Source organism: Sanguibacter sp. HDW7 (genome assembly GCF_011300875.1).
Lineage (GTDB): Bacteria > Actinomycetota > Actinomycetes > Actinomycetales > Cellulomonadaceae > Flavimobilis.
This window is the reverse complement of record NZ_CP049862.1, coordinates 331,236-357,443: the sequence shown is the minus strand read 5'-3', so window position 1 is coordinate 357,443 and position 26,208 is coordinate 331,236. Positions and strand designations below refer to the sequence as shown.

The 26,208-nt window shown below is 71.3% G+C and carries 24 protein-coding genes; 12 read left to right on the top strand and 12 right to left on the bottom strand.

Annotation, left to right across the window (positions count from 1 at the left end; genetic code table 11):
- Positions 1-18: 18 nt before the first annotated feature.
- Complete coding sequence (locus G7063_RS01655) at positions 19-588, bottom strand: hypothetical protein (RefSeq protein WP_166412791.1); 570 nt, start codon at positions 586-588, stop codon at positions 19-21.
- A gap of 207 nt (positions 589-795) precedes the next feature.
- Here G7063_RS01655 and nrdD point away from each other — a divergent pair, with 207 nt between their 5' ends.
- Together nrdD and nrdG are read left to right on the top strand one after the other, a co-directional pair.
- A complete protein-coding gene (gene nrdD / locus G7063_RS01650) occupies positions 796-3,024 on the top strand; it encodes an anaerobic ribonucleoside-triphosphate reductase (RefSeq protein WP_166412790.1) in 2,229 nt (742 codons plus the stop codon).
- Between the two features lie 5 nt (positions 3,025-3,029).
- Positions 3,030-3,644 carry an anaerobic ribonucleoside-triphosphate reductase activating protein gene (gene nrdG / locus G7063_RS01645; RefSeq protein WP_166412789.1) on the top strand — a complete coding sequence of 205 codons (615 nt, stop codon included), beginning with the start codon at positions 3,030-3,032 and terminating at the stop codon, positions 3,642-3,644.
- Positions 3,645-3,660: 16 nt separating this feature from the next.
- Here the strand turns inward: nrdG and G7063_RS01640 are convergent, their stop codons facing one another.
- Complete coding sequence (locus tag G7063_RS01640) at positions 3,661-4,812, bottom strand: Fic family protein (RefSeq protein ID WP_166412788.1); 1,152 nt, start codon at positions 4,810-4,812, stop codon at positions 3,661-3,663.
- Positions 4,813-5,449: 637 nt separating this feature from the next.
- Between G7063_RS01640 and G7063_RS01635 the strand changes: the two genes are divergently transcribed.
- The 9 genes from G7063_RS01635 to G7063_RS01595 all read left to right on the top strand — a co-directional run bounded on the left by G7063_RS01635 (position 5,450) and on the right by G7063_RS01595 (position 14,328).
- A complete protein-coding gene (locus tag G7063_RS01635; protein ID WP_240916152.1) occupies positions 5,450-5,872 on the top strand; it encodes a M15 family metallopeptidase in 423 nt (140 codons plus the stop codon).
- Between the two features lie 119 nt (positions 5,873-5,991).
- On the top strand, positions 5,992-6,873 hold the full coding sequence (locus G7063_RS01630) for a hypothetical protein (RefSeq protein WP_166412787.1): 882 nt from the start codon (positions 5,992-5,994) through the stop codon (positions 6,871-6,873).
- A 254-nt stretch (positions 6,874-7,127) separates the two neighbouring features.
- Positions 7,128-7,529 carry a hypothetical protein gene (locus tag G7063_RS01625; protein ID WP_166412786.1) on the top strand — a complete coding sequence of 134 codons (402 nt, stop codon included), beginning with the start codon at positions 7,128-7,130 and terminating at the stop codon, positions 7,527-7,529.
- A 22-nt stretch (positions 7,530-7,551) separates the two neighbouring features.
- Positions 7,552-8,775 carry an AI-2E family transporter gene (locus G7063_RS01620; protein WP_166412785.1) on the top strand — a complete coding sequence of 408 codons (1,224 nt, stop codon included), beginning with the start codon at positions 7,552-7,554 and terminating at the stop codon, positions 8,773-8,775.
- Positions 8,772-10,427: an AbgT family transporter gene (locus G7063_RS01615; RefSeq protein ID WP_166412784.1), complete on the top strand. Its 1,656-nt coding sequence runs from the start codon at positions 8,772-8,774 to the stop codon at positions 10,425-10,427. The genes G7063_RS01620 and G7063_RS01615 overlap by 4 nt, the downstream gene beginning before the upstream one ends.
- 74 nt (positions 10,428-10,501) lie before the next feature.
- On the top strand, positions 10,502-12,007 hold the full coding sequence (locus G7063_RS01610; RefSeq protein WP_166412783.1) for a M17 family metallopeptidase: 1,506 nt from the start codon (positions 10,502-10,504) through the stop codon (positions 12,005-12,007).
- A gap of 31 nt (positions 12,008-12,038) precedes the next feature.
- On the top strand, positions 12,039-12,449 hold the full coding sequence (locus G7063_RS01605) for a hypothetical protein (RefSeq protein WP_166412782.1): 411 nt from the start codon (positions 12,039-12,041) through the stop codon (positions 12,447-12,449).
- On the top strand, positions 12,446-12,751 hold the full coding sequence (locus tag G7063_RS01600) for an SHOCT domain-containing protein (RefSeq protein WP_166412781.1): 306 nt from the start codon (positions 12,446-12,448) through the stop codon (positions 12,749-12,751). Before G7063_RS01605 ends, G7063_RS01600 begins: the two co-directional genes overlap by 4 nt.
- Before the next feature lie 14 nt (positions 12,752-12,765).
- Entirely contained in the window at positions 12,766-14,328 is a 1,563-nt protein-coding gene (locus tag G7063_RS01595) for an SLC13 family permease (protein WP_166412780.1), read from the top strand.
- Here G7063_RS01595 and G7063_RS01590 read toward each other — a convergent pair.
- From G7063_RS01590 to G7063_RS01580, 3 genes are all read right to left on the bottom strand, one after another.
- On the bottom strand, positions 14,301-15,341 hold the full coding sequence (locus tag G7063_RS01590; protein ID WP_166412779.1) for a hypothetical protein: 1,041 nt from the start codon (positions 15,339-15,341) through the stop codon (positions 14,301-14,303). The genes G7063_RS01595 and G7063_RS01590 overlap by 28 nt on opposite strands.
- Before the next feature lie 8 nt (positions 15,342-15,349).
- On the bottom strand, positions 15,350-16,288 hold the full coding sequence (locus G7063_RS01585) for a hypothetical protein (protein WP_166412778.1): 939 nt from the start codon (positions 16,286-16,288) through the stop codon (positions 15,350-15,352).
- A 248-nt stretch (positions 16,289-16,536) separates the two neighbouring features.
- Positions 16,537-17,178, bottom strand: coding sequence for a LuxR C-terminal-related transcriptional regulator (locus G7063_RS01580; protein WP_206188188.1), 642 nt, complete (start codon positions 17,176-17,178; stop codon positions 16,537-16,539).
- 291 nt (positions 17,179-17,469) lie between these two features.
- On the opposite strand from G7063_RS01580, the gene G7063_RS01575 reads away from it, so the two are divergent.
- The gene (locus G7063_RS01575; protein ID WP_166412776.1) at positions 17,470-17,874 is read left to right on the top strand and encodes an SHOCT domain-containing protein; all 405 of its coding nucleotides are present in this window, start codon (positions 17,470-17,472) and stop codon (positions 17,872-17,874) included.
- Between the two features lie 96 nt (positions 17,875-17,970).
- Here G7063_RS01575 and G7063_RS01570 read toward each other — a convergent pair whose 3' ends face one another.
- From G7063_RS01570 to G7063_RS01540, 7 genes are all read right to left on the bottom strand, one after another.
- Entirely contained in the window at positions 17,971-19,047 is a 1,077-nt protein-coding gene (locus tag G7063_RS01570; RefSeq protein ID WP_166412775.1) for an aspartate-semialdehyde dehydrogenase, read from the bottom strand.
- A gap of 2 nt (positions 19,048-19,049) precedes the next feature.
- A complete protein-coding gene (locus tag G7063_RS01565) occupies positions 19,050-20,333 on the bottom strand; it encodes an aspartate kinase (protein ID WP_166412774.1) in 1,284 nt (427 codons plus the stop codon).
- 244 nt (positions 20,334-20,577) lie between these two features.
- Positions 20,578-20,763, bottom strand: a complete 186-nt coding sequence (locus tag G7063_RS01560) for an antitoxin (RefSeq protein WP_166412773.1) — start codon at positions 20,761-20,763, stop codon at positions 20,578-20,580.
- Positions 20,764-20,909: 146 nt separating this feature from the next.
- Positions 20,910-21,695 (bottom strand): TSUP family transporter, encoded by a 786-nt coding sequence (locus G7063_RS01555; RefSeq protein WP_166412772.1) that lies wholly within the window; start codon positions 21,693-21,695, stop codon positions 20,910-20,912.
- On the bottom strand, positions 21,692-22,282 hold the full coding sequence (locus G7063_RS01550; protein ID WP_240916151.1) for a DUF5063 domain-containing protein: 591 nt from the start codon (positions 22,280-22,282) through the stop codon (positions 21,692-21,694). The genes G7063_RS01555 and G7063_RS01550 overlap by 4 nt, the downstream gene beginning before the upstream one ends.
- A complete protein-coding gene (gene recR, locus G7063_RS01545) occupies positions 22,275-22,874 on the bottom strand; it encodes a recombination mediator RecR (RefSeq protein WP_166412771.1) in 600 nt (199 codons plus the stop codon). Before recR ends, G7063_RS01550 begins: the two co-directional genes overlap by 8 nt.
- Positions 22,875-22,930: 56 nt before the next feature.
- Positions 22,931-26,122 carry a DNA polymerase III subunit gamma and tau gene (locus G7063_RS01540; protein WP_166412770.1) on the bottom strand — a complete coding sequence of 1,064 codons (3,192 nt, stop codon included), beginning with the start codon at positions 26,120-26,122 and terminating at the stop codon, positions 22,931-22,933.
- Between the last annotated feature and the right edge of the window lie 86 nt (positions 26,123-26,208).

The following is a 26,208-nucleotide window of genomic DNA, read 5'->3' as shown; positions in this document are numbered from 1 at the left end:
GCCGTCAACGATCGATCATCACGCGCAGGGCAGCGAGCGGTCCTGCACGAAATGGGCCTCGTAGGCGGCCGGGAGGTCGACCGTCACCGTGCGCGGCAGGCCGAGCGTGCGGACATGGAGCGCGATGCGCCCGATCGCGTCGGACGGCGCACCGTCGACGGGGCCCGCAGGGAGGCCCGGGCAGCCTTCGGGGAACACGACCTCGAGGGCGACGTCGCCGCCCCCAGGGATCTTCACGGCGCGCGCCCCCGAACCGACGTCGCCCACGAGCGCGCCCGTCGCATCGACGACGAGCGGGCGGAGGCGGACGTCGACGTCGCGGGGCGTCGCGTCGTCGCCGGCAGTGACGGTGACCGTCGCCATCGTTCCGTTGTGCAGCCGCACCCAGACCGAGCTCACGGGACCGTCGGCCTCGTCGACGGGGACGGCGCCGTGGAGCGCGCCGGCGGTGACGATCGGCGTGAGGCCGACGAAGAGCCACACGGCGGCGCACAGGCCGGCGACGATGGCCCAGTGGACCCAACGTCGGCGGGACGCGGCGGCAGGGGTCTTGTCGGCGGAGGCGTCGTCGGGAGCGTCGTCGGTCATGGGGCGAGCGTAACGACACGTCGGGCGCGGGAAATGACACGCGTGAGGTTCCGCGGCGGTTTCCCGCCGCCGCAACGGCATCACGACGACCGGGTGGGACCTAGGTCCCACTCCGCCATAACCACAAGATCTAGTCTTGCAACCGCGCTCCACCACTAGATGTAGTGCTCGGCCAACGGAGACAGGGCGGAAGACATCGTGACGATCATGCTGGACGGAACCGAGCAGGACGCACAGCCCGACGCACCCGAGGGCACCCTCACGGTGCGCAAGCGCGACGGGCGCGCCCTCCCCTTCGACACGAGCCGCATCACCGCGGCCGTCACCAAGGCCTTCGTCGAGGTCCACGGCGACATCACCGCGCTCCACCAGCTCACCATCGCCGACATCGTCGAGCGCGCCCTCGCCGAGCTCCACAGCCGCTACGCGGGCACGGTGCAGATCTACGAGATCCAGAACGTCGTCGAGCACACCCTCCTGTCCTCCCACGAGTACGACGTCACCAAGGCGTACATCGACTACCGCGTGCAGCGCGACCTCGCGCGCTCGCAGGCCCTCGACGTGAACCACTCGATCGACCAGCTCGTCGGCAAGGACTCGACGGTCGTCCACGAGAACGCCAACAAGGACGCCGACGTCTTCAACACCCAGCGCGACCTCACCGCCGGCGCGGTCGGCAAGGCCATCGGCCTGCGCATGCTCCCCGCGCACGTCGCCAACGCCCACGCCAAGGGCGACATCCACTACCACGACCTCGACTACCACCCCTACGCGCCGATGACGAACTGCTGCCTCATCGACTTCCACGCGATGCTCTCCGAGGGCTTCCGCATCGGCAACGCCCAGGTGTCCCCGCCGCGCTCCATCCAGACGGCCACCGCGCAGATCACGCAGATCATCGCGAACGTCTCCTCGAGCCAGTACGGCGGCTGCTCCGTCAACCGCATCGACGAGCTCCTCGCGCCCTACGCCGAGCGCAACTACGCCAAGCACCTCGAGGAGGCCGAGCAGTGGATCGACGACCCGTCCCGGCGTGAGGACTACGCGCGCGCCAAGACGAGCAAGGACATCTACGACTCGATGCAGTCCCTCGAGTACGAGATCAACACCCTCTTCACGTCCAACGGGCAGACGCCGTTCACGTCGGTCGGCTTCGGCCTCGGCACGAGCTGGTTCTCGCGCGAGATCCAGCGGGCCATCCTCGAGGTCCGCATCCTCGGCCTCGGCAAGGAGCGCCGCACCGCGATCTTCCCCAAGCTCATCTTCACGCTGCGCCGCGGCACGAACCTCGAGGCGTCGGACCCGAACTACGACCTCAAGCAGCTCGCCGTCGAGTGCTCGACGAAGCGCATGTACCCGGACATCCTCAGCTACGACAAGATCGTCGAGCTCACCGGCTCGTTCAAGGCACCCATGGGCTGCCGCTCGTTCCTCCAGGGCTGGACGGACGAGAACGGCGACGACGTCGTCGAGGGGCGCATGAACCTCGGCGTCGTCACGCTCAACGTGCCGCGCATCGCGCTCGAGACGCGCGGCGACCTCGACGCGTTCTGGGCGCTGCTCGACGAGCGGCTCGACACCGTGCACGACGCTCTCCTCTACCGCGTCGAGCGGTGCAAGGAGGCCGTGCCGGCGAACGCGCCGATCCTCTACCGCCACGGCGCGTTCGGCAAGCGTCTCGTGCCGTCCGACAACGTCGACTCGCTCTTCCGCGACGGCCGCGCGACGGTGTCGCTCGGGTACATCGGCCTCTACGAGGCCGCCGCCGCATTCTTCGGCGGCGAGTGGGAGTCTTCGCCCGAGGCGAAGGAGTTCACGCTCCGCGTCCTGCGGACCCTCGCCGACCACGCGAAGGCCTGGACGAAGGAGCACCACTACCAGTTCTCCGTCTACGCGACGCCGAGCGAGTCCCTCACCGACCGCTTCGCGCGGCTCGACGCGAAGAAGTTCGGCGACGTCGAGAACATCACCGACAAGGGCTACTACACGAACTCCTTCCACTACGACGTCCGCAAGGCGCCGACCCCCTTCGAGAAGCTCGACTTCGAGATGGAGTACGCACCGCTGACGTCGGGCGGGTTCATCCACTACTGCGAGTACCCGGTCCTCCAGCAGAACCCCAAGGCCCTCGAGGCCGTGTGGGACTACGCGTACGACCGCGTCGGCTACCTCGGCACGAACACGCCGATCGACCACTGCCTCGAGTGCGACTACAAGGGCGACTTCACGCCGACGGCCCGCGGCTTCGCATGCCCCGCGTGCGGCAACGACGACCCGCGCACGTGCGACGTCGTCAAGCGCACCTGCGGCTACCTCGGCAACCCGCAGCAGCGCCCGATGGTCAAGGGCCGGCACGTCGAGATCTCCTCGCGCGTCAAGCACATGGCAGGGTCGACGGGCTCGCTGCCCGACGGGTCCGCACCGGCCGCAGGCTGACCCTCGTGTCGCGCGACCCCCTGCCCGACTGGCAGTCCGACCGCCTGAGCCAGGACCGGGTCGCGGACTACAAGCCGTTCGTCATGGTCGACGGCGAGGGCGTGCGCTGCTCGCTCTACGTGAGCGGCTGCCCGTTCGCGTGCGAGGGCTGCTTCAACGAGGCGGCGTGGTCCTTCCGGTACGGGCAGGTGTTCGACGACGCCCTCGCCGAGCGCATCGCCGCGGATCTCGCGCACCCCGCCGTGCAGGGCCTCACCCTGCTCGGCGGGGAGCCGTTCCTCAACACTTCTGTGTGCTTGCGGGTCGTGCGCCGGCTGCGGGCGGAGCACGGGCGGGCCAAGGACGTGTGGGCGTGGAGCGGCTACACGTTCGAGGAGCTGCTCGCGTGGAGCAGGGCCGGGCACGACGACAAGGCGGAGCTGCTCGCGGAGGTCGACGTGCTCGTCGACGGCCGCTTCGACCTCGCGCAGCGGGACCTGCGCCTGGCGTTCCGCGGCTCGCGCAACCAGCGGGTGCTCGACGCGCGGGCGTCGCTCGCGGCCGGGGTCGCGGTGCCGTGGGCAGGCGTGGCCGACGCGTCGTCGGCGGCGGAGCAGGTCGACCGACGGGCGCTCATCTAGGCGCCGGAGGGGCGGGTCAGCGCCAGTCGACCGGCTGCGCGAGTCGCGACCGCATCCACGGGTAGGGGTCACGCATGCGTTCGGCGGGGGCCAGCGAGTCGACGATCTCGTCGAGCCGCGCCCCACGGACGTAGTGACGTCCACGGGTCTCCCCGACGGCGTCCAGGAGGCCCGCGTCGACCAGCGCACGCAGGTCGCGCGTCGCGGTCCTCTCGTCGACATCCGCCTGTGCGATGTAGGTCGACCTCCGGACCCGGAACTTCAGGGCTGCGGAGTAGAGGACGTCGAGCATGCGTTCCGGAAGGCGGCGGGCCTCGAGCTCGTCGACGAGCCGCCCATAGAGCTCGTCGGTCCGAGCGATACGCCGGAGCACCGTCTGCGCCTGCATGTGGTGCGCCCGCAGGCAGAACGACAGCCAGAGCCCCGCGTCGGCCGTGGGGTCCCACTGCCCGCGCGCGGTGTGGGCGAGAACCGCGTAGTAGTCGTCCGTGTTGGCTCCGAGCCACTCCTCGATGCTCGCAAGCTCAGGGTGCGCGAGGCCGGAACGCGCGAGCACCAGGGTCTGCAGCGCGCGCGACATGCGTCCGTTGCCGTCCCGGAACGGATGGATGAGCACGAGACCGAGATGCGCCATCGCCGCGCGCACCAACGCATCGGCTTCGGCGTGCGCCTCGAGCCCCCGCACGAGATCGTCGACGAGCCCGGCCACCTCGTCCGCGTCGGGCCCGGTGTAGACGGTTGCGCCGTCGCGCTCGTCGACGACGTGGATGTCGCCCGGACGGTAGCGGCCGGGCCCCTTGCTGAGGTCGTGGGAGAGCATCATGAAGTGCATGCTCCTCAGCGCCGTGGCGTCGAGCTGGAAGGCGGGATCTTCCGCCATCTCGAGCACGTAGCCGAGAGCCTGGCGGTATCCGCGGATCTCTGCGTAGGTGCGCTCGTCGGCGCTCAGTGGCGCTTCGTCGTCGATCGACGCGTCCGCGTCGTCGAGGTCGACGACGATGCCCTCGATCGAGTTCGAGCCCCTGATCGCGCGCGCGACGGCGGTGCGTCGGAGCCGACCGGTCCAGCGCCGCGGCGCCCGCAGCCGGTCGACAATGACGGCGCGCGCGTCGGCGATCTCGTCGAGGACGACGAGATCGTCGAGCGTGAGGGCAGGAAGCGGCAGCATGTCTCTATTTTAGAGACATCGCTACACCATGGCTAGAGAATAGAGACATCTGCAGCGTCTCCGCTCCCAGTCGATCGTGTGACGCGGCTGCACTTCGCGTGCACTCTGGCGCTCAGGGTGCCAAGGTGCACGCCGACGCAGGTCTTCCCTCGCCACATCCCTCCGCGCCATCATCGGGGCATGCAGGGGAGGCTGCGGAGAGTCGTCGTCGGGAGCGTCGTGGCGCTCGCGCTCGTCGTGGGCCCGGGCGCCGTGGCGACCGCGGCTGATGCCTCGCCGTCCGAACCGACCGTCGTCGCGGCGGCGGCGGCGAGACCCAAGCCGATCGTCACCGGAGGGTTCCGCACCCTGTGGCTGGACCTGCGCGGCGCGAAGGGCTTCCTCGGGGAGCCGCGCGCCGACCGCCGCTGCGACGCGGCCCGCACCCGGTGCGCGCAGCGCTTCGAGGGCGGCACTCTCACCTGGCGCAAGGGTTCGCGCGTCGAGGTCCTCGGGACGAGAGACGCGTCGTCGACGATCGTCGTCGTCAACAAGCGGCGACCGCTGTCGCCGCGCGCGTACGCGCCCGCGCCTCCGGACCGTCAAGGGCTCGAACCAGCGGCTGCGGCTCGAGGCCGCGACCGCGCTCGAGAAGCTCATGCGCGCGGCGGCGGCCGACGGCGTGCCGCTCGGCGTGCGCAGCGGCTACCGCTCGTACGCGACCCAGAAGGTCGTCTACGCGCGGTGGGTGCGGACCCTCGGGAAGGCGCGCGCCGACCGCGTCTCCGCACGGGCGGGGCACTCCGAGCACCAGACCGGGCTCGCGGTCGACGTCCTCGCGCGCGGGTCCACCTTCGGGAGCTTCGGCCGGACGCCGCAGGCCCGCTGGGTCGCCCGAAACGCGTGGCGCTACGGGTTCGTCGTGCGCTACCGGGCCGGGCAGGAGAAGGTCACCGGCTACTCGCCCGAGCCGTGGCACCTGCGCTACGTGGGCGTCGCGCTCGCGACCGACATGCGGCGCAGCGGGTCCACGAGCCTCGAGGCGCACCTGCGGATCGCGGCGGCGCCGGACTACCGGTGACGGGTCTCAGGTCCGCTGAGCCCGTCCGCCCTGTCCACAGCCATTCCCCCGGGAGCCGTCGTCCACAGATCGCCCCATCTCCCGTGCGCCGCCACGACGACGCGCCTAGCGTCCCCGCCATGACTTCGATCTCCAGCGCACGCACGTGCAGCACCCACCGTCCCGCCGGCGCCCGCCACGACCGTACGGGCCGTGTCCGACCCTCGGGTGCCGAGGCGCTCGTCGCGTCGTTCGACATGGCGCTCGCCTCGCCGCTCCCGGCCGACTTCTTCGGTCAGGTCTCCAAGATGCTCAGCCCGTTCGAGCCCGCCGCGCGGCTCACGTCGGCGACCATGCAGCATCTCGACGCCGCCCGCCTCACCATCGAGGCGCTCCTCGCGATCGACACCCCCGGCTCGACGGCTGCCCTGCACCTCATGACGCTCATGGCGTGCGACCGCGGGACCGTGCGCCGTTCCCAGGACGAGCTGGCGGCCCGTCGCACCCCGGTCCCGCCGTGGGTCGAGCGCTTCGTCGAGATGAGCGCAGCCTCACCCGTCCGGCTCGTCGTCGACCCTGTCCGGCGCACGGAGACTCTTGTCGTCGGCGCGCACCTCGCAGGCATCGACCTCGCGGCGGTGCACATGTCGCTCGCCGACCTCGGCCTCGACCCGGCAGACCTCGACTCGGTCGACGCACCCGACGCCGGGCAGGACGACGACCTCGCGCTGCCGCCCCTACCCGTCTTCGACGCGTTCACGTTCGTCGTGACGCTCGACGCCAGCGCGAGCAGGAGCGTGCCGCTCGAGGTGCTGCTCGTGCAGCACCGCCACGACAGCCTCGCGGCACGGCTCTGCGAGATGGACGGCCCCGCCTCGAAGCTCCACGAAGTCACTGCCGACGACGCCCACGAGGTCCTCGAGTCCGTGCTCGACGGCACTGACCAGGTCGTCGCGCTCGACGAGGACTCCACGGCCGTCCTGCCGCTCCTGCGTTGCCTCACCGAGCGCCTCGTGAGTTGATGAGGCCGGCACGAGTCGTCCTTCGGCCGGCTGCGCGAACCGCCGCTCTCCGGTCCCCGAGCACACCACACAGTGACGGACGGGGCGCTATCGTCGAAGCCCTGGCTCCAGACCGAACGTCCATGACAGAGACTCGATCTCCCTCAGAGGCGCCGGTGTCAATCCCTACTTCCAGGGGCAGCGCGACGCACGACGCAATGCGAGCATGTTGTGGACCGAATTCGCAGGTCATCAGCCCCTTCCCCGGGAGAGTCATGATCCGGCTTCTCATCCGCATGGTCGTCTTCCTCGGCGCGACCGCGATCGGGCTCCTCATCGCCAACCTCACCGTCTCCGACATGCGCGTCGGGTGGCGGGGGTGCGTCATCGCCGTCGTGATCGTCGCCGTCCTCCAGTCCGTGCTCGCAGCATGGTTCACGAAGATCGCGCGCGACAAGGCCCCCGTCCTCACAGGCGCGGCGGGCCTCCTGTCCACCTTCCTCGGCCTGCTCACCGCCAGCCTCCTCGTTGACGACCTCACGATCTCGGGGGTGAACACGTGGTTCCTCGCGACCGTCGTCACCTGGCTCGGCACCCTGCTCGGTGCTCTTCTCCTCCCGACGCTCCTCGCCAGGCGAGCGGTCAAGCGGGTACGCGCCGGGCGCGACCAGGGCTGAGGCGTTGAGCACCGCACCACGCGTGCCTCTCCACCCGTTCCTCCCGAGCTGGGTCGTGCTCCTCGGGGCGTGGTCAGGACGCCTCCTGCTCGGGGCCGCGGCCATGTCGATCGCCATCTGGCTCGGGTCCCGCATCACGCTCGTGCTCGTCGCGCTCTTCCTCGGCATCATCCTCACAGCAGTCCTGCGACCCGTCGCCGTCGCGCTCCGCAAGCACGTACCTCCCGCCGTGGCGACCGTCCTCGCACTGCTCGTCGGTCTCCTAGCCGTCCTCGCACTCCTCACCCTGACTCTCATAGGGCTCACGGGGGACTGGAACGGCATCGCCGACGGCGCCGAGGACGGGCTTTCCGCGGTCCTCGACCTGTTCGCACGGCTCGGGCTGCCCACCGAGAACCTCGCCGACGGCACCGAGAACCTCGGTGACGTCGTGATCGGCTGGGTGACCTCGCAGGCCGGCGTCATCGCGAGCTCCGCGCTGAGTATCGCGGGAGCCCTCGCCAAGGTCGGGATGACGATCGCGCTCGGTGTCTTCGCAGCCGTCTGCTTCCTCACCTCGGGCGAACAGATGTGGACGTGGTTCCTCGCGCAGCTCCCCCAGGGTTCGCGTCACGCATGGCGCACAGCCGGGGACATCGCCTGGTCCCGTTTCAAGGGCTACACCCTCGGCTCGGTCCTCGCCGCCGTCATCGTCGGGTCGCTCGCGTACGTCGTCCTACTCGTCCTCGGCGTGCCGTTCGCGCTGCCGCTCGCAGCGCTCGTCTTCGTCGGCACGTTCGTGCCGCTCATCGGCGCGCCCGCAGCGATGCTCGTCGCCGCGCTCGTCGCACTGTCCGCTAATGGACTCTGGAACGGCGTCGCGGTGTGCATCGCGATCGCGCTCGTCGGGCAGGTCGAGGGCAACCTCGTCCAGCCGCTCGTCCTCGGCAAGCACGTCTCGCTCCATCCGCTCGTCGTCGGCGCAGGCGTCTCCGCCGGGACCCTGCTCGCGGGACTCCTCGGTGCTGTCGTCGCGGTCCCGCTCATGTCGGTGACGTGGGCAGTGTTCTCCGCGCTGAGGACACCACCCGTCCCCGACGGGAGCCCGGGCGCCGACGCTCCCTCCGCCCGGCCGCCCGACGACGACTCCGTCACCACGCCCGACGACCGCCCCGGCGACTCTGGCAGCGGTCCCGCCGCAGCGGGCAGCACGCCCGACAGCCCCCGCACGTCCACACCGTCACCCGCTTCGAGGAGCACCACATGAGCGACGACGTCGCCACCGCAGCCGCCCCAGAGAAGGGCGGGATGCTCGCCTGGATCGAGAAGGTCGGCAACAAGGTCCCCGACCCGACGATCATGTTCGTCTACCTCATCGGGATCATCGCGCTGCTCTCGGCGGCGCTCTCGCTCGCGAACGTCTCAGTGACCGACGACGTCGTCGTGCCCGTCCCGCGCGACGAGTTCTCGCAGATCAACGAACACCTCGGCGGCACGTGGTCGATCTACGACTCCGTGACGGGCGAGCCCGCAGAGGTCCCCGACTACATCGTCGAGGAGCGCACGTTCGAGGTGCGCAACCTGCTGTCCGTCGAGGGCGCGAGGTTCTTCTTCACCTCGTTCGTCGACAACTTCGCGGGCTTCGGCGTAGTCGCCGTCGTGCTCATCGCCATGGCAGGCGTCGGCGTCTCCGAACATGCGGGCATGATGGGCGCACTCATCCGCTCTGTCGTGAGAACGGCCCCGCGTAAGTGGCTCGCGACGATCCTCATCGCCGTCGGCGTCATCTCGTCGGTCGCGACCGACGCCGGCTACCTCATCCTCGTGCCGCTCGCCGCCGCCGCGTTCCTCACCGTCGGCCGCCATCCGCTCGCGGGCCTGGCCGCGGCGTTCGCAGCCGTCGGTGCCGTCTTCGGCGTCAACGTCCTCATCACACCGAGCGACTCGATGCTCACTGAAGTCACCAACGGCGTGCTCTCCGCCGCAGGTATGGAGACGATCGAGGTCACCCAGAACTACTACTTCGCGATCGTGTCCTCGATCGTCCTCACGGTCGTCGTACTGCTCGTGACGGTCTTCGTCACAGAGAGGCGGCTCGGCACCTACGACCGCTCCGAGCTCGCGGCCGACGGCGTCGAGGAGCAGGTCGACGCCGCGGCCGAGGCCCGCGGGCTGAAGTTCGCCGCGTGGGCGCTCCTCGGCTTCGTCGTTGTCGTCGCGGCTCTCACGCTTCCGCCCGGAGCGCCGCTCCGCGACCCCGAGACCGGCGCGATCATCGGCACGACGCCGTTCATGTCGAGCCTCGTCTTCCTCATCTCGCTCGCGTTCCTCGTGTGCGGCATCGCCTACGGCCGCGGCGCTCGCACGCTCGTCGGCGGCTCGCCGGTCGTCGGCGCGATTGCCAAGACGTTCGGCAGCCTCGGCGGCCTGCTCGTCATGTTCCTCATGATCGCCCAGTTCATCGCGCTGTTCAGCTGGACGAACCTGCCGACGGTCGCCGCGGTCTCTGCGGCCGAGCTGCTCCAGCAGGCCGACGTTCCCGCGATCGTCCTGCTGCTCGCGTTCATCCTCGTCATCGTGGTGCTCGACTTCATCCTGCCGGGCCTCGTGCCCAAGTGGGTGATCTTCGCGCCCGTCTTCATCCCGATCTTCGCGTCGCTCGACGTCGCGCCGCAGACCCTCCTCGCGGCCTACCGCGTGGGTGACTCCCCCGTGAACGTTCTCACCCCGCTCATGGTCTACCTGCCGTTCATGGTCACGGTCGCGCGCCGCTACAAGAAGGACACGGGCATCGGCACGATCATCGCGCTCATGCTGCCCTACGCCCTGTGGATCCTCGCGACGTGGACCGTGCTCTTCGCGGCCTGGTTCGCTCTCGGTATCCCGTGGGGGCCCGGCTCACCCGTCGGGATGAGCTGACCCCTCGCCGCACAGGTCCCGCCCCGACCTCCGCACCTACCCCGAGCCAGAAGCCCGGACCGAAGGAGCACAGCATGACCCGCATCCGTCCCACCCTGCCAGGACTCGACGCGCTCGACTCGATCCGCGTCTGGTCCGGCCCCGCGACGACCGACACCGACGTCGTCGGGTTCGCAACGACGCCCGATGGAGACCTCCCCGCCGAGCTTGGCCTCGACCACGACGCCCTGGCCCGCGCAGGCTACGAGTCGAAGCCCTCGACGACCCTGCGCGTGCCCCGCACAGGTGGGCCCGACCTCGTCGCCGTCGGCGTCGGCGCGCCCACCGAACTCACTCTCGACCTGCTGCGCGACGCTGCCGCGGCACTCGTGCGCGCCGCTGGTCGGGGAACGAACCTTGGGCTGCGCGTCGACCCGACGACTCTTGACGCCGCGGGGCTCGACCGGGCTGACGCGTTGTGCGTCCTCGCCGAGGGCGCACTGCTCGCGACGTACAGCTACACGGGGCTCGTACGCGAGCCCCGCACCTCGACGGTCGAGTCCGTGACGTTCGACCTCGGCCGCACGGACGACGCCGACGCAGAGGTTCTTGCCGACGTCAAGATCGCTGTCCGCGCCACCGTCGTCGCGCGTGACCTCACCAACACGCCGCCCGGACACCTCACCGCGACCGGCATCGCTGACATCGCCGTCGAGCTCGGCACCCGCTTCGGCTTCGACGTCGAGATCGCCGATCGTGCCCAACTCGTCGAACTCGGCTGCGGCGGCCTCCTCGGGGTCAACCAGGGTTCCGCGCAAGAGCCACGCATGGTGACGCTCCGCTATCGTCCAGACGGCACACCCTCCGGCAGGCTCGGGCTCGTCGGCAAGGGCATCATGTACGACTCCGGCGGTATCAGCCTCAAGCCGTCCGATCCCATGCACCTGCTCATGAAGATGGACATGGGCGGCGCCGCGGCCGTGCTCGGCGCGTTCACCGGGCTTCGGGATGCAGGCGTGCGCGCCGAGGTCGTCGGGCGCCTCATGTGCACGGACAACATGCCGTCCGGCACCGCGTACAAGCTCGGCGACGTGCTCACCGCCCGTGACGGCACCACGATCGAGGTCCGCAACACGGACGCCGAGGGCCGGCTCGTCATGTGCGACGGCTTTGCCCTCGCTGTCGAGGACGAGGTCGATGCGATCGTCGACGTCGCGACCCTCACCGGAGCCGCCCTCATCTCCCTCGGCACCGAGGTCGCCGCGCTCCTCGGAAACGACGACCGCGTGGTCGCCCTCGCCGAGGACGCCGCACGCACGACGGGCGAGAAGGCCTGGCGGCTTCCTCTCGAACGCGCCTACCGGCCGCAGCTCGACTCGCAGGTCGCCGACATCTCCAACCTCGGTGGACCCTTCGCGGGGACGATCACAGCGGCACTGTTCCTCGACCACTTCACCGCCGGGACACCGTGGGCGCACCTCGACATCGCGGGCACCATGCAGGTCGAGAAGGACACTGCATGGCGTTCGAGGGGCGCGACCGGCTACGGCGCGCGCCTCCTCCTCGACCTCGCGAAGCGCTTCACGGCCCCCCGCGCCTGACCAACCGCACCCCCCGAGACAAGGACACGACATGGCCACCGACACCTACGTAGGACCGCTCGGGTACGCGGTGTTCGCGCTGCCCGCCGACCACCCGCTCGACGCAGTCGCCGCCGAGCTCAGCTCCCTCACCGCCCAGGGGCGCGCCGTCATCCTCGACGTCGAGCTCGTGAGCCGTCAGGCCGACGGCACCGCCGCACGACGCCGCCTCAGCGCGTCGCCCGCCCTGGCAGCGGTCGAGACCGACCTCCTGCTCGACACCGACCTCGAGCGAATCGCCTCGGAGCTCCGCGACGGCGAGGACGGCCTCGTCGTCGTCTACGAGGACCGCACGCTCGCGGGCCTCGCCGACGTCGTCTCGCGGGATGCCGGCCGCGAGCTGCTCCTCGGCGGGATCGACCCGACCGACCTCGACACCCTCCAGGAAGGGGAAGACCGATGAGTCTCCTACGCACCGCCGCCCGCGCGTCCGTCGCCACCCGCGTCATCGGGAACACCCAGCGTCGTCAGCAGGCCCAGTGGGCCGCGCAGGACGCAGCCGCTGCGCAGGCCGCGTCTGCCACCGTTCCCGTCACTGCGGGCCCCGTCGCGGGAGCGCCCGTCGCTGCGGCACCCGTCGCGGGAGCGTCCGGGCACGACGCCATCACGCTCCTCACCCAGATCGCGAGCCTTCACGGCGCGGGCATCCTTACCGACTCCGAGGTCGAGCTCGCCAAGCAACGCGTCATCGCGCACGGGATCTAGGAGGACCGGCCCCGATGGACCCGGCCGTCGCCACCTTCGTCATCCTCGGGGTCGCCGTCCTGGCGTTCGTCTCGGGCCGGATCCCGCTCGGGATCGTCGCCATCGGCGTCTCGGTCGCCCTCTATGTCACGGGCGTCCTCACGCTCGGCGAGGCCCTCGCGGGGTTCGGCGACCCGACAGTCATCTTCATCGCCGCGCTCTTCGTCGTCTCGGAGGCCCTCGAAGCCACCGGCGTGACGGCATGGCTCGGCCAGCTCGTCGTCAGCAGGGCCGGGACCCGCCGCGTCCCGCTCCTGCTGACGCTCTGCCTGCTCGTCGCCGGCGTGACGGCTCTCATCAGCGTCAACGGCGCCGTCGCAGCATTCCTGCCGCTCGTCGTCGTCGTCGCAAGCCGCGCCGGCATCGCGCCGTCCCAGATGCTCCTGCCGATCGCGTTCTCCGCGCACGCCGGAAGCCTGCTCGCGCTCACCGGTACCCCCGTGAACATCATCGTGAGCGAGGCCGCGGTCGACGCCGGCGCACGGCCGTTCGGGTTCTTCGAGTTCGCGCTCGTCGGCCTCCCGCTGCTCGTCGGGACAATGCTCATCCTCACCGCATTCGGTCCACGGCTGCTGCCGGAGCGCCACGCGACGACCGCGCCGGTCGACGTCCAGGAGCTCGCACGCACCCTGCGCCGTGAGTACGACCTCGACCCTGCGCACGAGCTGCTCACCGCGACCCACGGCGTCACCGAGGTCGTCGTCCCCCCACGCTCCCCGCTCATCGGTACGCACGTATTCCCCGGCATGCTCACCCCGAGCGGCGACCTCGTCATCCTCGCCGCCCGTCGCGGCGAGGATGAGATCCACGGAGTCGACTCGACCCTCCGGGCTGGCGACGTCCTGCTTCTCGACGGCTCGTGGGCCGACCTCGACCGCCACACCTCGAACGGCTCCGAGGTGCTCGTCGTCGACCCGCCTGAGCGCCTGCGCAGGTCCGTACCGCTCGCCACCGGAGCACGACGCACCCTCGTCGTCCTCGCCGCGACCGTCATCCTTCTCGTCACCGGGTTCCTCCCCGCATCGATCGTCGCGCTCGGAGCGGCGAGCGCCCTCGTGCTCCTGCGGGTCCTCACGCCCTCTCAGGCCTACCGGGGCATCTCATGGACGACAGTCGTCCTCGTCGCCGGCATGATCCCGCTCTCGACCGCCTTCGCGACGACGGGCGCCGCCCAGACGGTCGCCGATGCCCTGCTCGACATCGTCGGGGACGCAGGATCGCGCGCGGCGCTCGCCGCGATCGTCGTCCTCACGCTCATCCTCGGCCAGCTCATCTCGAACACGGCGACCGTGCTCATCGTCGTGCCCATCGCGGTCGCGCTCGCCGACGCGTCGGGCGCTTCGGTGCTGCCGTTCCTCATGGCACTCACTGTCGCGGGCGCAGCATCGTTCCTCACACCGGTAGCGACCCCCGCGAACCTCATGGTCATGGAGCCTGGCCGCTACCGTTTCGGCGACTACGCCCGTTGCGGGCTACCTCTCGCGCTGCTCTACCTCGTCGTTGCAGTGTTCTACGTCCCGCTCATCTGGCCGCTGTAGCCGTGCCGCGACTCGTCGACCACCGTGCCGTCGATCGAGACGGCGGTCCGCGACACCGTCGCACCGTCGTCGACGACGACAGTCATCGCGACGCCCCGCCCGGGCGGAAGCGTCCGCACGGTGACGCGACCGGTGCGCACAGGCGCGACGATCGCCACGAGACGGTCCGCGAGCGCGGACGGCATGGCTGCGCGCGGTCCGGTCCGCTCGCCGATCTGCACGACGACGATCCCGGCACGTCGGCGATCCTCGACGCACAGGTCGAGCGCCCCGCCAGGCTCCCACGGCGAACGGATACGGTCGCGCACGGTCGCCTCCGCGACGGCGGCGTCGAGCCGTGACGCGGCGTCCGGCACCCCTCCGTCGAGGATCCGGCGGAGCACCGGCGCGACGACGTCGTTGATCGCCGCGATCTCCAGCCTGTCGGCATCTACGGCGCGCCGCGCAATCCGGGCGTCGGACGCTGCCCGTGCAGCCTCCGACCGGTGCGCACGCTCGCGCGTGACAGCCCTCCGCAGCACCAGGTGCCAGACCACGCCGCCGGCGAGCGCGAGCACGGGGGCTCCGAGCACCTCGCCGAGCGGCGCCTGGGACCCGCCCTGCGCGACCCAGACCATGAGGATCGCCGAGAAGGCGACGAAACCCGCGGCGCCAGTCCGCCCATTTCCGCGCGCGACGAGCAGCGCGAGCAGGTACCCGGACAGGTCGACGAGCCACGTCCGGCCCTGAGCCGGACCTGTCGTCGCGACGACCGTCACCGTCGCGAGCGCTCCGGCGATGACGAGCAAGGCACGCCCGCGACCAAGGACGTCAGTACCCGGCGTCGAGATCGCCCACACCCCACCGAGCAAGGTCGCGAACGCGAGCGGACTCGCGACACTCGGCCGTCCGAGACGTGCGTCGATCACCGCCGTGAGGATCCCGAGCCCCCAGACCGCGCACAGCACCCAGCGCGTGGACGTGATCCCCATTCCGGCCCCGGCACTGCCCGCCGCGACAGTCGCGGCGTCCACGCTCCGACTCATGCGGACCACCCCAGCAGCACCGTTGTCCCGGCTCCGGGAGCGGAACGCAGCTCGGCGGTCCCGCCGGGCATCGCGCGCACGCGCGCGAGAATGCCCTCACGCACCCCGAGTCTGCCGTCGCGTCCCTCGAGGTCTGTGAACCCGCAGCCGTCGTCCCGGACGACGACGCCGACCGACAGCCCACCCACCCGCACGGCGACGCGCCGCGTCACGCCCTCGCCGGCATGGCGCAGGCTGTTGCGGACCGCCTCCGCAGCGGCCCGTGCAAGCACGTCGACGACGTCCGGCGGCGGGGGTGACGCGTCGAGCGTCTCGACGTCGAGCACGATCGTCGGGTCGATGCGGCGCAGTGACGCGGAGAGCGACGCGGCGACCTGACCAGAGGATCCCGCAACTGCTGTGCGCCCCGCGGGAGCTCCGCCGAGCAGTCCGAGCCCATGACGCGCCTCGACGCGCAGGGCGTCGGACACCGCATCCCCGCCGTCGCGCCCAGTTGTCGCAGCAACCGCGAGCACGGTAAGCACCTCGTCGTGCACGAGCAGCCCGAGAGCCGCGAGCCGCCGCACCTCAGACTCGGCGCGGGCGTGCTCCTCAGCGCCGCGACGTGCGGCTTCCTCGCTCTCCCCGAACGCCCTCAGACGCACGCGGATCCCGGCGAAGATGACGACGAACGCGACGTTCGCGAGGTGCCAGGGCGTGAGCACGAGGACCGCTTCCGGCACGTGCCCGAGCACGAGGAGACCCGAGGCCGTCGGCAGCAGCGCGGCTCCGAGCGCCGCGCTGACGGCCCACACGACCGGAACACGCAGCGCAAGCAAGCTCACGGCGATCGGCTCGAGCGCCCAGACCCACGGCACCGCCGCATCGGCGTCCGGCCCCTCGAAGGCCACAAAGGTCGCAGCGTTGAGAACCGCACTGAGAATCGGGATGCCCACGCACAGCGCCGTAAAGGTCCACGTACCGAGTTGTCGGGGAACCACAGCGACAACGAGTGTCGCGGCGACGAGCACGGCGCCCAGCACGTTCCACCACGCCGCGTATCGATCCGGCGCCAGGTACCCCGGAAGCGCCTCCCCGACGACGAGCACGACGCCCCCTCCCGCGACAAGGCGCGCCACCGTCCGGTCAACCCGGTCCGTGAGACGCGCGCGAGCCGCGTCCTCGGTAGTGGCAGACCGTGTGCTCACCCGCCGGGCGGGACGAGCCCGTCCTCGACAGCGCGGTGGAACAGGTCGATCTTCGTCGGCGCCGTGCGATCAACCGCCGCATACTTCGCGCGGATACGCCGCAGATGGTCAAGAACCGTCTGCCGGGAGATGAACAAGGTGCGCGCGACACGCTCTGCGGTCTCGCCCGACGCGTACAGTGCGAGCACCTCAGCCTCACGGTCGGACAGGCGCGCCGTGACGAAGTCGGTGTCGTGATCGAGCGCCGCGGCCCAGTCAGAGGTCGCCACAACCTCACCGCGCAAAGCTCCCCTCACCGCGGCGAGGACGGCCGTCGGTGTCTCCGACTTCCTCACCATACCGACGGCCCCGGCTCGGCCCGCCTCACGGATCGTCGACGGACGGTCACCGCTCGTGAACGCGAGCACCGGAACACCCGCCGCACGCAGCTGCGCCACGTTGAGCGTCGGGGTCGATCCGTCGCCGAGGACAAGATCGAGCAGGACAAGATCGAGACCTTCGTCCTGCACGAGAACCGAGTCGACCGTCGGTCCCCACGCTGAGACGACGAGATCGGCGCTGACGTTGAGGATCGCGCTCACGCCGAGGATGACGGACGGGTGGTCGTCGACCACCCCGATCCGCGCTCGAGCCACCACGGCAACCTCCTCGATGTCATTCGTCTGCGCCCCATTGTGACGGGTCGGCGGCATGCGAGGAAGCCACTCGCCGACCGTCTCGCTGCCAGGGCGTCCACAGCCCCTGGATCGAGGGGTTTCGACCGCCCCATGGGCCGTTCCGGTCGGGGCCCGCCCCTCGTTCTCGGGGTGTTGCGGCAACTGCGGTTCCTATCATGATCGAGGCCCGTGGACCGTCGTCAGCACGAGCCCGCATGCACCCGCGCACTGCGGGCGCTCACACCACCGCCCACAGGCTGCAAGGAGCACCACATGAACATCCCGTCCTTCTGGAGCACGATCGGCACCACGATCTGGTGGTTCCTCGCCGTGTTCCTCCTGATCTCGTACCTCATGGTGATCTTCTCGATCATCGGAGACGTCTTCCGCGACCGGGAGCTCGGCGGACTCGCGAAGGCCATCTGGGTCTTCTTCCTCGTCACGACACCCGTCCTCACCGCGCTCGTCTACCTCGTCGTTCGCGGCCGCGGCATGGGCGAGCGCGCTGTCGTCCATGCATCCGAGGCCAGGACCTCGACGGAAGAGTACATCCGGTCCGTCGCCGGCGGTGGCGCGATCGACGAGATCTCGCGTGCGAAGAACCTCCTCGACGCGGGCGCCATCACCGCGGACGAGTACGCGACCCTCAAGGCCGTCGCTCTCCGAACCACCTCCTGAGCCCGGGCGACCCTGACTACCACCGTCCCGGTCACCCGCAGGCGCGCGTCGGCCCCCGTTCCGCATCCCGGAACGGGGGCCGATCGATGTGCGGGCTCAGACGCGCGCGGCGCGCACCTCGGCAAGGCGCGGCGCGACGACCTCCGCGACCTGCACCGCGTTGAGCGCGGCACCCTTGCGAAGGTTGTCGTTGCTGATGAACAGCGCGAGGCCCTTGCCGCCCGGCACGGACTGGTCGACGCGGATGCGGCCGACGAACGACGGGTCGGCGCCCGCCGCCTGCAGCGGGTTCGGCACGTCCGTCACCTCGACGCCCGGTGCCTGCTCGAGCAGCGCCGTGGCCTGCTCGGGCGAGATCGGCTCACCGAACTCGGCGTTGACGACGAGCGAGTGCCCCGAGAACACGGGCACGCGCACGCACGTGCCCGAGACCGCGAGGTCAGGCAGGCCGAGGATCTTGCGCGACTCGTTGCGGAGCTTCTGCTCCTCGTCTGTCTCGAGCGAGCCGTCATCGACGATCCCGCCCGCGATCGCGACGACGTTGAACGCGATGTTCCGCACGTACTTGCTCGGCTCGGGGAGCGTGACGGCGGAGCCGTCCGTGACGAGCTCCTCGAGCGCGACGTCACCCGCGACGGCCGCGCGCACCTGGTCGGCGAGCTCGGTCGCGCCCGCGAGGCCCGAGCCCGAGACCGCCTGGTACGTCGAGACGATGAGGCGCTGCAGGCCGCCGGCCGCGTCAGACAGCGGCTTGAGGACGGGCATCGCGGCCATTGTCGTGCAGTTGGGGTTCGCGATGATGCCCTTACGGGCCTCCGTCACGGCGTCCGGGTTGACCTCGGAGACGACGAGCGGCACGTCGACGTCGAGACGCCATGCGGAGGAGTTGTCGATGACGACGGCACCCGCCGCGGCGAAACGCGGCGCGTGCTCCTTCGACGTGCTGCCGCCCGCCGAGAAGATCGCGATGTCGATGCCCTCGAGGTCGGCGGTCGCGACGTCCTCGACGACGACGTCCGTGCCCTTCCAGTCGAGCACCTTGCCGGCCGAGCGGGCCGACGCGAAGTAGCGGATCGTGCCGACCGGGAAGTCCCGCTCGACGAGGAGGCGGCGCATGACGCCGCCGACCTGGCCGGTCGCGCCGACGACGGCGACGGTGAGGTTCTCGGTCATGGTCAGCGCCCCGTTCCTGCGTAGACGACGGCCTCTGCCTCGCCGTCGAGCCCGAAGGCCGTGTGGACAGCGCGCACGGCGTCGTCGAGCGAGTCCTCGCGCGTGACGACCGAGATGCGGATCTCCGACGTCGAGATCATCTCGATGTTGATGCCAGCGTCACGCAGCGCGCCGAAGAGCTTCGCGGAGACGCCCGGGCTCGACTTCATGCCCGCGCCGACGAGCGAGAGCTTGCCGATCTGGTCGTCGAACTGCAGCGACTCGAACTTGATCTCCTCCTGCGCGACGCGCAGCGCGGCGAGCGTCGCGGGGACGTCGCCCTCGGGCAGCGAGAACGAGATGTCCGTGAGGCCCGTCTGCGCGGCCGAGATGTTCTGGACGATCATGTCGATGTTCGCGCCCGCGGTGGCGACGACCTCGAAGATGCGCGCGGCGGTGCCGGGCACGTCGGGCACGCCGACGACGGTGATCTTGGCCTCGGACCGGTCGTGGGCCACGCCGGTGATGATCGGTTCTTCCATCGGGAGCTCCTCGCCGTTCTCGGCGGTCAGGGGTCGGTTGGTCACGAGGGTGCCCTCCTTGCCGGAGAAGGAGGACCGCACGTGGATCGGCACGTCGTAGCGCCGGCCGTACTCGACGCAGCGCAGGTGCAGGATCTTCGCCCCGCTCGCCGCCATCTCGAGCATCTCTTCGTACGTGAGGCGGTCGACCTTGCGGGCCGCCGGCACGATGCGAGGGTCGGCGGTGAACACGCCGTCGACGTCGGAGTAGATCTCGCAGACATCCGCGCCGAGGCCCGCCGCGAGCGCGACGGCCGTCGTGTCGGAGCCGCCGCGGCCGAGCGTCGTCACGTCGTTCGTGTCGCGCGTGACGCCCTGGAACCCGGCGACGATCGCGACCGAGCCCTTCTCGATCGTCTCGCGCACCCGCGAGGGCACGACGTCGACGATGTGCGCCTTGCCGTGCACCGCGTCCGTGATGACGCCGGCCTGCTGGCCGGTGAAGGACTTGGCCTTGACGCCGAGGTTGTTGATCGCCATGGCGAGGAGCGACATCGAGATGCGCTCGCCGGCGGTGAGGAGGATGTCCATCTCTCGCTGCGGAGGGGCGGGCGTGACCTGCTGGGCGAGGTCGATGAGCTCGTCCGTCATGTCGCCCATGGCCGAGACCACGACGACGACGTCGTTCCCGGCCCGCTTGGACTCCGCGATGCGCTTGGCGACGCGCTTGATGCTCTCGGCGTCGGACACCGAGGAGCCGCCGTACTTCTGCACGATGAGTGCCATGTGTGCTCTTTTCGTCCCTGGTCCCGTTGATCTAAACGTCCACCAGATGCTTGTTCGAACGCCCCGATCGTAGCGGCGGACCCGACCGTCCCGCACGCTCCGTCCGCCCCCCGGACCCCACCTCACTTCCACCCCGTAGGTCTCCAGCACCATCGAACGGCGCTCCGGACCTACGAGTCGCACGAAGGGGACAGCACGACGCCCGCACCGCCGTCATCGGGGGTGCGGGCGTCTGGGCTGGATCTCAGGCCTGCTGCTGCTTGGCGATGAAGCCCTGGGCGGCGTCGACCGCAGAGTCGATCTTGGCGTCGACGTCGTCGGACGTCTTCGACTTCACGAACTCGGCTGCCTTCTCGAGGCCGTCCGAGACCTTGTCGCCGTGCTCCGCCAGTGCATCCTTCGCCTTTGCGGCGAGGTCATCGATGCCCATGCGGCACCTCCTTCCACCCGACGCACGCCCGTCGCGCGCGACCTGCGACCCACGGTACTCCGCGACCGTCCACAGGTCAGCCCCCGTCGGACGACCGAAGGGTGAAGCAGTTACGCCCACGGCATAGCGCTCGACACCCCCGCAGGTCAGCCCGCGAGCACCTGCCAGCCGAGGCGTACGACGAGCACGGACACGACGACGATGAAGGCCCCGCGCACGAACCCGGAACCCTTGGCGACGGCCATGCGCGCACCGAGGTAGCCGCCGCAGAGGTTCGCGGCGCCGACGACGAGACCCAGTCCCCACAGGACGGCGCCGTGCGGCACGAAGAAGACGAGAGCGCCCGCGTTGGTCGCGAAGTTGACGATCTTCGCGATCGCGGACGCGGGCAGGAACGCGTACCCGAGAAGTCCGACGAGGCTGATGACGAGGAACGTCCCCGTGCCGGGCCCGAGCAGCCCGTCATACGCGCCGATCGCGAGACCGACGGCCGCCGCGGTGAGGACGTGCCGGTTGCCCTCCCACCGCAGCGCCGAGGAGCTGCCGAGCGAGGGCCGGGCGATGGTCCAGGCGGCGACGCCGATGAGCACGACGAGGATGATCGGTGTGAAGAGCTCGGCGGGGATGCGGCTCGCGAGGGCCGCCCCGCCGACCGCTCCGCCGAACGCGCACACCGCCATGGGCGCGGCCGTCCGCAGGTCGGGCCCCACCCGCCGGTAGAAGGTCACGGCGGCGACGGACGTGCCCATGATGCCCGCAAGCTTGTTGGTCGCCAGCGCCTGCACGGGACTGATGCCCGGCACGAGCAGGAGCGCGGGCAGCTGGACGAGCCCGCCCCCGCCGACGACGGCATCGATCCAGCCGGCGGCGAAGCCGGCGACGACGAGGAGCAGGACCGTCGTCGTCGAGAGATCGAGGCCGCCCGTCGTCATCCGGTCGTGTGTCGCTGCAACGCGTCGTACTCGGCCTCGGCAGCGACGTCGTCGTCGACGTCGAGCCGCAGGTGACCGAGGATCGACGCGAGGACGCGCGCCGCCGACGCGGCGGTCGCGCCCCAGCCGGACAGGTAGGAGAACTGCCACCACCACAGGGCCTCGGCCGGGTGGCCGGCCTCGTGGTGGGCGAGGCCCTGCGTGAGGGCGAGAGTGATCTCGGCGAGGCCGTCGGAGAGGCTCGTCGTGTCGAGCTCCGCACCGAGGACCGGATCGACGACCTCCGGGTACGAGTCGAGCCCGTCGAGGATGAGCGCGAGCGCGACACGGAGCGGCTCGACGTCGGTGTCGGGCCCCGAGTCTGGCTCGAACTCCTCGGCCGGCACGACGTCGACCATCGCGCCGAGGCGTGAGCCGGACGCGAGGACGTCGGTCGTCGCGAGGAGCAGCACGGGGATCGCGGCCTCGGGAGTCGCGCCCGACGCGACGTGCGTGACCGTCGCGACGAAGTTCGACGCCTGCTCGGCGAAGGCCGCCCCGACCTCGGTGACACCGCCCGGGAGCGTCATGCGTACGTCGTCAGCCATGGACGACCCTCCGTCCTTCGAACGCTCGGCCGAGGGTGACCTCGTCGGCGTACTCCAAGTCTCCCCCGACCGGCAGCCCGGACGCGAGGCGAGTGACCCTCAGGCCCATGGGGCCGAGGAGGCGCGCGAGGTACGTGGCCGTCGCCTCGCCCTCGACGTTGGGGTCGGTCGCGAGGATGACCTCGGTGACCTGCCCGTCCGCGAGGCGCGACATGAGCTGAGAGATCCGCAGGTCGTCAGGGCCGACGTTGTCGATCGGGTTGATGGCCCCGCCGAGCACGTGGTAGGTCCCGCGGAACTCGCGCGTGCGCTCGATCGCGACGACGTCCTTGGGCTCCTCGACGACGCAGATGACCGACGGGCTGCGCCGCGGGTCGCGGCACACGCGGCAGCGTTCCTCCTCCGCGACGTTGCCGCACACCTCGCAGAACTTCACGCGGGCCTTGACCTGCGTGAGGGCGTCGACAAGACGACGCACGTCGTCCGCGTCCGCCGCGAGGAGGTGGAACGCGATGCGCTGCGCGCTCTTGGGGCCGACCCCGGGCAGACGCCCGAGCTCGTCGATGAGGTCCTGGACCGCTCCTTCGTACACGCCCCGAGCCTATCCGGAGCCCCGGACATCGCCCGTCCGCCGCTCGGCGGCGCAGGTCAGGCGTCGGTGTCGTTCGTCTCCTCGAGGACCGTCGCGCCGAGGATCTGCACGACGAGCGGCACACCCATGAGCGTCGTCTCAGTGAACGGCACCGAGTCCTCGTAGTCGTCGTACGACGGCTCCTCGGGCGGCGGCGCGTCGTCGTGAGGCGGCTCGTCGGCGCTCGACGTGCGCGGGTGGGCGGCGGCGCCGCGGCCAGCGAGGGCGGCGGCACGCGCGGCAGCGGCGCCCGTGAGCGGTGCGGACGAGGTCGACGAAGAGGCCGGACGGGCCGCGACCGGCGCCGAGGGAGCGGGCTCGTGGCGCGTCTGGGGCTCGGCGACGATGCGCTCGACGACGCTCGCCCACGGGTCCGCAGCGGGGGCCGGCGACGGTGCCGCCTCGGTGGTCGCGGTCGGCTCGGCAGCCGACGAGCCGACGGGCACGACGTCCCACGTGACGTCCGTGGGCGCAGGGTTCACGGGCGCGGGCGCTGCGGGCTCGTCGCGCGTCCAGGTACCGACGGGCACGACGTCCCACGAGTCGACGACCTGCGGCTCGGCCGGGGGGGCCGGGACGGCCGACGCCTGGGCGGGAGCCGGTGCCCGGACCGCCGTGGCGGGCTGCTGGGCAGGCTCCGCCGACGGCGTGGCAGACGACGCAGCCGTCCGCTCTCCGTCAGGAATGTGTCCACCGGCTTCGGACGAGTCGTGGGACAGGTCCGGGCCGCCGAACGGGTCGGTGTCACCGGTCGGATCGGTGGCGCCGAACGGGTCGGGGTCCGCGGGGGGCTCGGGAAGGTCCTGCGGCGCATGGCTCGCCTGACCGTGGTCGTCGCCGGGGCCCTGGGACCGAGGTGCGCGGGCGTCGTCGTGGCGGGCGGGGACCTCGTCGACGGGTGCGTGCGCGCGTGTCACGGGCGCCGCGACCGCGGCGGCCTGCGGACGCGCGGCGGACGCCGGCCCGTCGCCCTGGACCTCGCCCTCGACGCGGACGTCGTAGCCGAGGGTCTCCTTGACCGCCTGCTGGACGAGCGCGGAGTGCGGGCCGTTGCGGAACGCCGCGACGAGCCCAGGAGCCGTGAAGGCGAGACGCAGGGTCGTCGGCGTGAGCTCGGCGACGCGCGAGTTGTCCTTGACGAGCACCCACGTCGCCTTCTTGAGGTCGGACAGGGTCGCGAGAACCTCGTCCCACCGGCGGCGCAGGGTCTCCGAGTCCTCGCCGGCCCCCGTCGCGGGGGCACGGTTCTCCTCGGCCGCCGGAGCTGCGGGCTCCGGCATGGGCTCGGGAGCCTGCGACGGTGCCGGAGCCAGAGCCAGAGCAGCGGCAGGCTCGGCTGCAGGCACGACGACGGGCTCGGGCACCGGCACGGGCACGGGCGCAGCGGGCTCGTGCGCGGCAGGCGCGGCGGGCTCGTGCACCGGCTCGGGGGTGGAGTCCACCACCGGCGTGGGAGCGGGCTCGGGAGCTGCAGGCGTTGCAGGCTCGGGCGCAGCATCCACGACGGCTGCGGGCTCCGCCGCCGCCGGCCCGGGCTCCCGCGCAGCGACAGGTGCGTGAGCAGCTTCAGGCTCGGGCTCGTCCCACGGCGGCGGCGCGTCGTCGTCGTGCACAGCGGGTGCGGGCGCGGCCGCGTCTGCGGACGCGGCCGACGGCGTAGACGCCACGTCGGGCGCGACAGCCGTCGCAGGTGCGACCGCAGGCGCAGACGACGGCACGTCGGCAGGCGCCCCCTCTGCCACCGGCACGTCCCACGGCGGGGGCGCGTCGTCCTCGCGCGCAGCAGGCGCGGGCGCAGCAGCGGGTGCAGGCGCAGCGGCCACCGGCGCGGGCGACGCCGCAGGCGCAGCAGGCCCACGCCCCGTCGCCGCCGCGAGCGCGGCACGCGCGGCCGAGGCACCACGTCCGGCGTCCCCGCGCGAGGCAGCCGGAGCAAACTCCTCACGCGGCGCGGCAGAGACACCGGGCGCACCAGCGACAGCAGGCGCTGCGACGGCGCCGGCCGAGGACCCGTCGGCCACCGCAGCGGCAGCAGCCGGCCCAAGTCCCCGCTCGAGCCGGTCGAGGCGCGACGCGAGCGACTGCTCGCCTCCCGCAGCGGCGGGCAGCAGGAGACGTGCGCAGAGCAGCTCGAGGTGCATGCGCGGCGACGTCGCGCCGCTCATCGACGTGAGCGCGTCGTTCGTGAGGTCGGCGGCGCGCGACAGCTCCGCGACACCCATCGCGGCGGCCTGGGAACGCATGCGATCGAGCTGGTCGGCGGGCACGTCGCGCAGGACGGCCGCGGCGTCGTCGCCCGAGACTGCGATGACGACGAGGTCGCGCAGGCGCTCGAGGACGTCCTCGACGAAGCGTCGGGGCTCGTGGCCCGATCCGACGACGCGGTCGACGACACGGAACAGTGCGGCGCCGTCGCGCGAGGCGACCGACTCCACGGCGTCGTCGAGCAGCGTCGCGTGCGTGTAGCCGAGCAGGGCGACGGCAAGCTCGTAGTCGACGCCCTCGGGCCCGGATCCCGCGATGAGCTGGTCCATGACGGAGAGCGTGTCGCGCACGGACCCGCCGCCCGCGCGCACGACGAGCGGCAGGACTCCGGAGCCCACGGGCGCGCCCTCGGCTGCGCAGAGCTTCTCGAGGAGCGGCACCATGACGTCCGGCGGCACGAGGCGGAACGGGTAGTGGTGCGTGCGCGAGCGGATGGTGCCGATGACCTTGTCGGGCTCCGTCGTCGCGAAGATGAACTTCAGGTATGCCGGCGGCTCCTCGACGATCTTCAGCAGCGCGTTGAAGCCCTGGGGCGTCACCATGTGCGCCTCGTCGAGGATGAAGATCTTGAAGCGGTCGCGCGTCGGGGAGAAGGTCGCGCGCTCGCGCAGCTCACGGGCGTCGTCGACGCCGCCGTGGCTTGCCGCGTCGATCTCGACGACGTCGAGGCTGCCGGGGCCGCCCGTCGCGAGGTCGACGCACGACGGGCACACGCCGCACGGGGTGTCCGTGGGCGTCGCGTCAGTGTTCTCGTGGCAGTTGAGGATGCGCGCGAGGATGCGCGCGGACGTCGTCTTGCCGCAGCCGCGCGGGCCCGAGAAGAGATACGCGTGGTTGACGCGGTTGGACCGCAGCGCCTGCCGCAGGGGTGCCGTGACGTGCTCCTGGCCGACGACGTCGGCAAAGGAGTCCGGGCGGTAGCGGCGGTACAGGGCAGTGGTCACGGCCCCACCCTATGCGGAACCACCGACACTCGACCGGGGCCTCCCGGCCCCGTGGACGGAGCCGCGCCGGCCCCGTCCACCGCTGC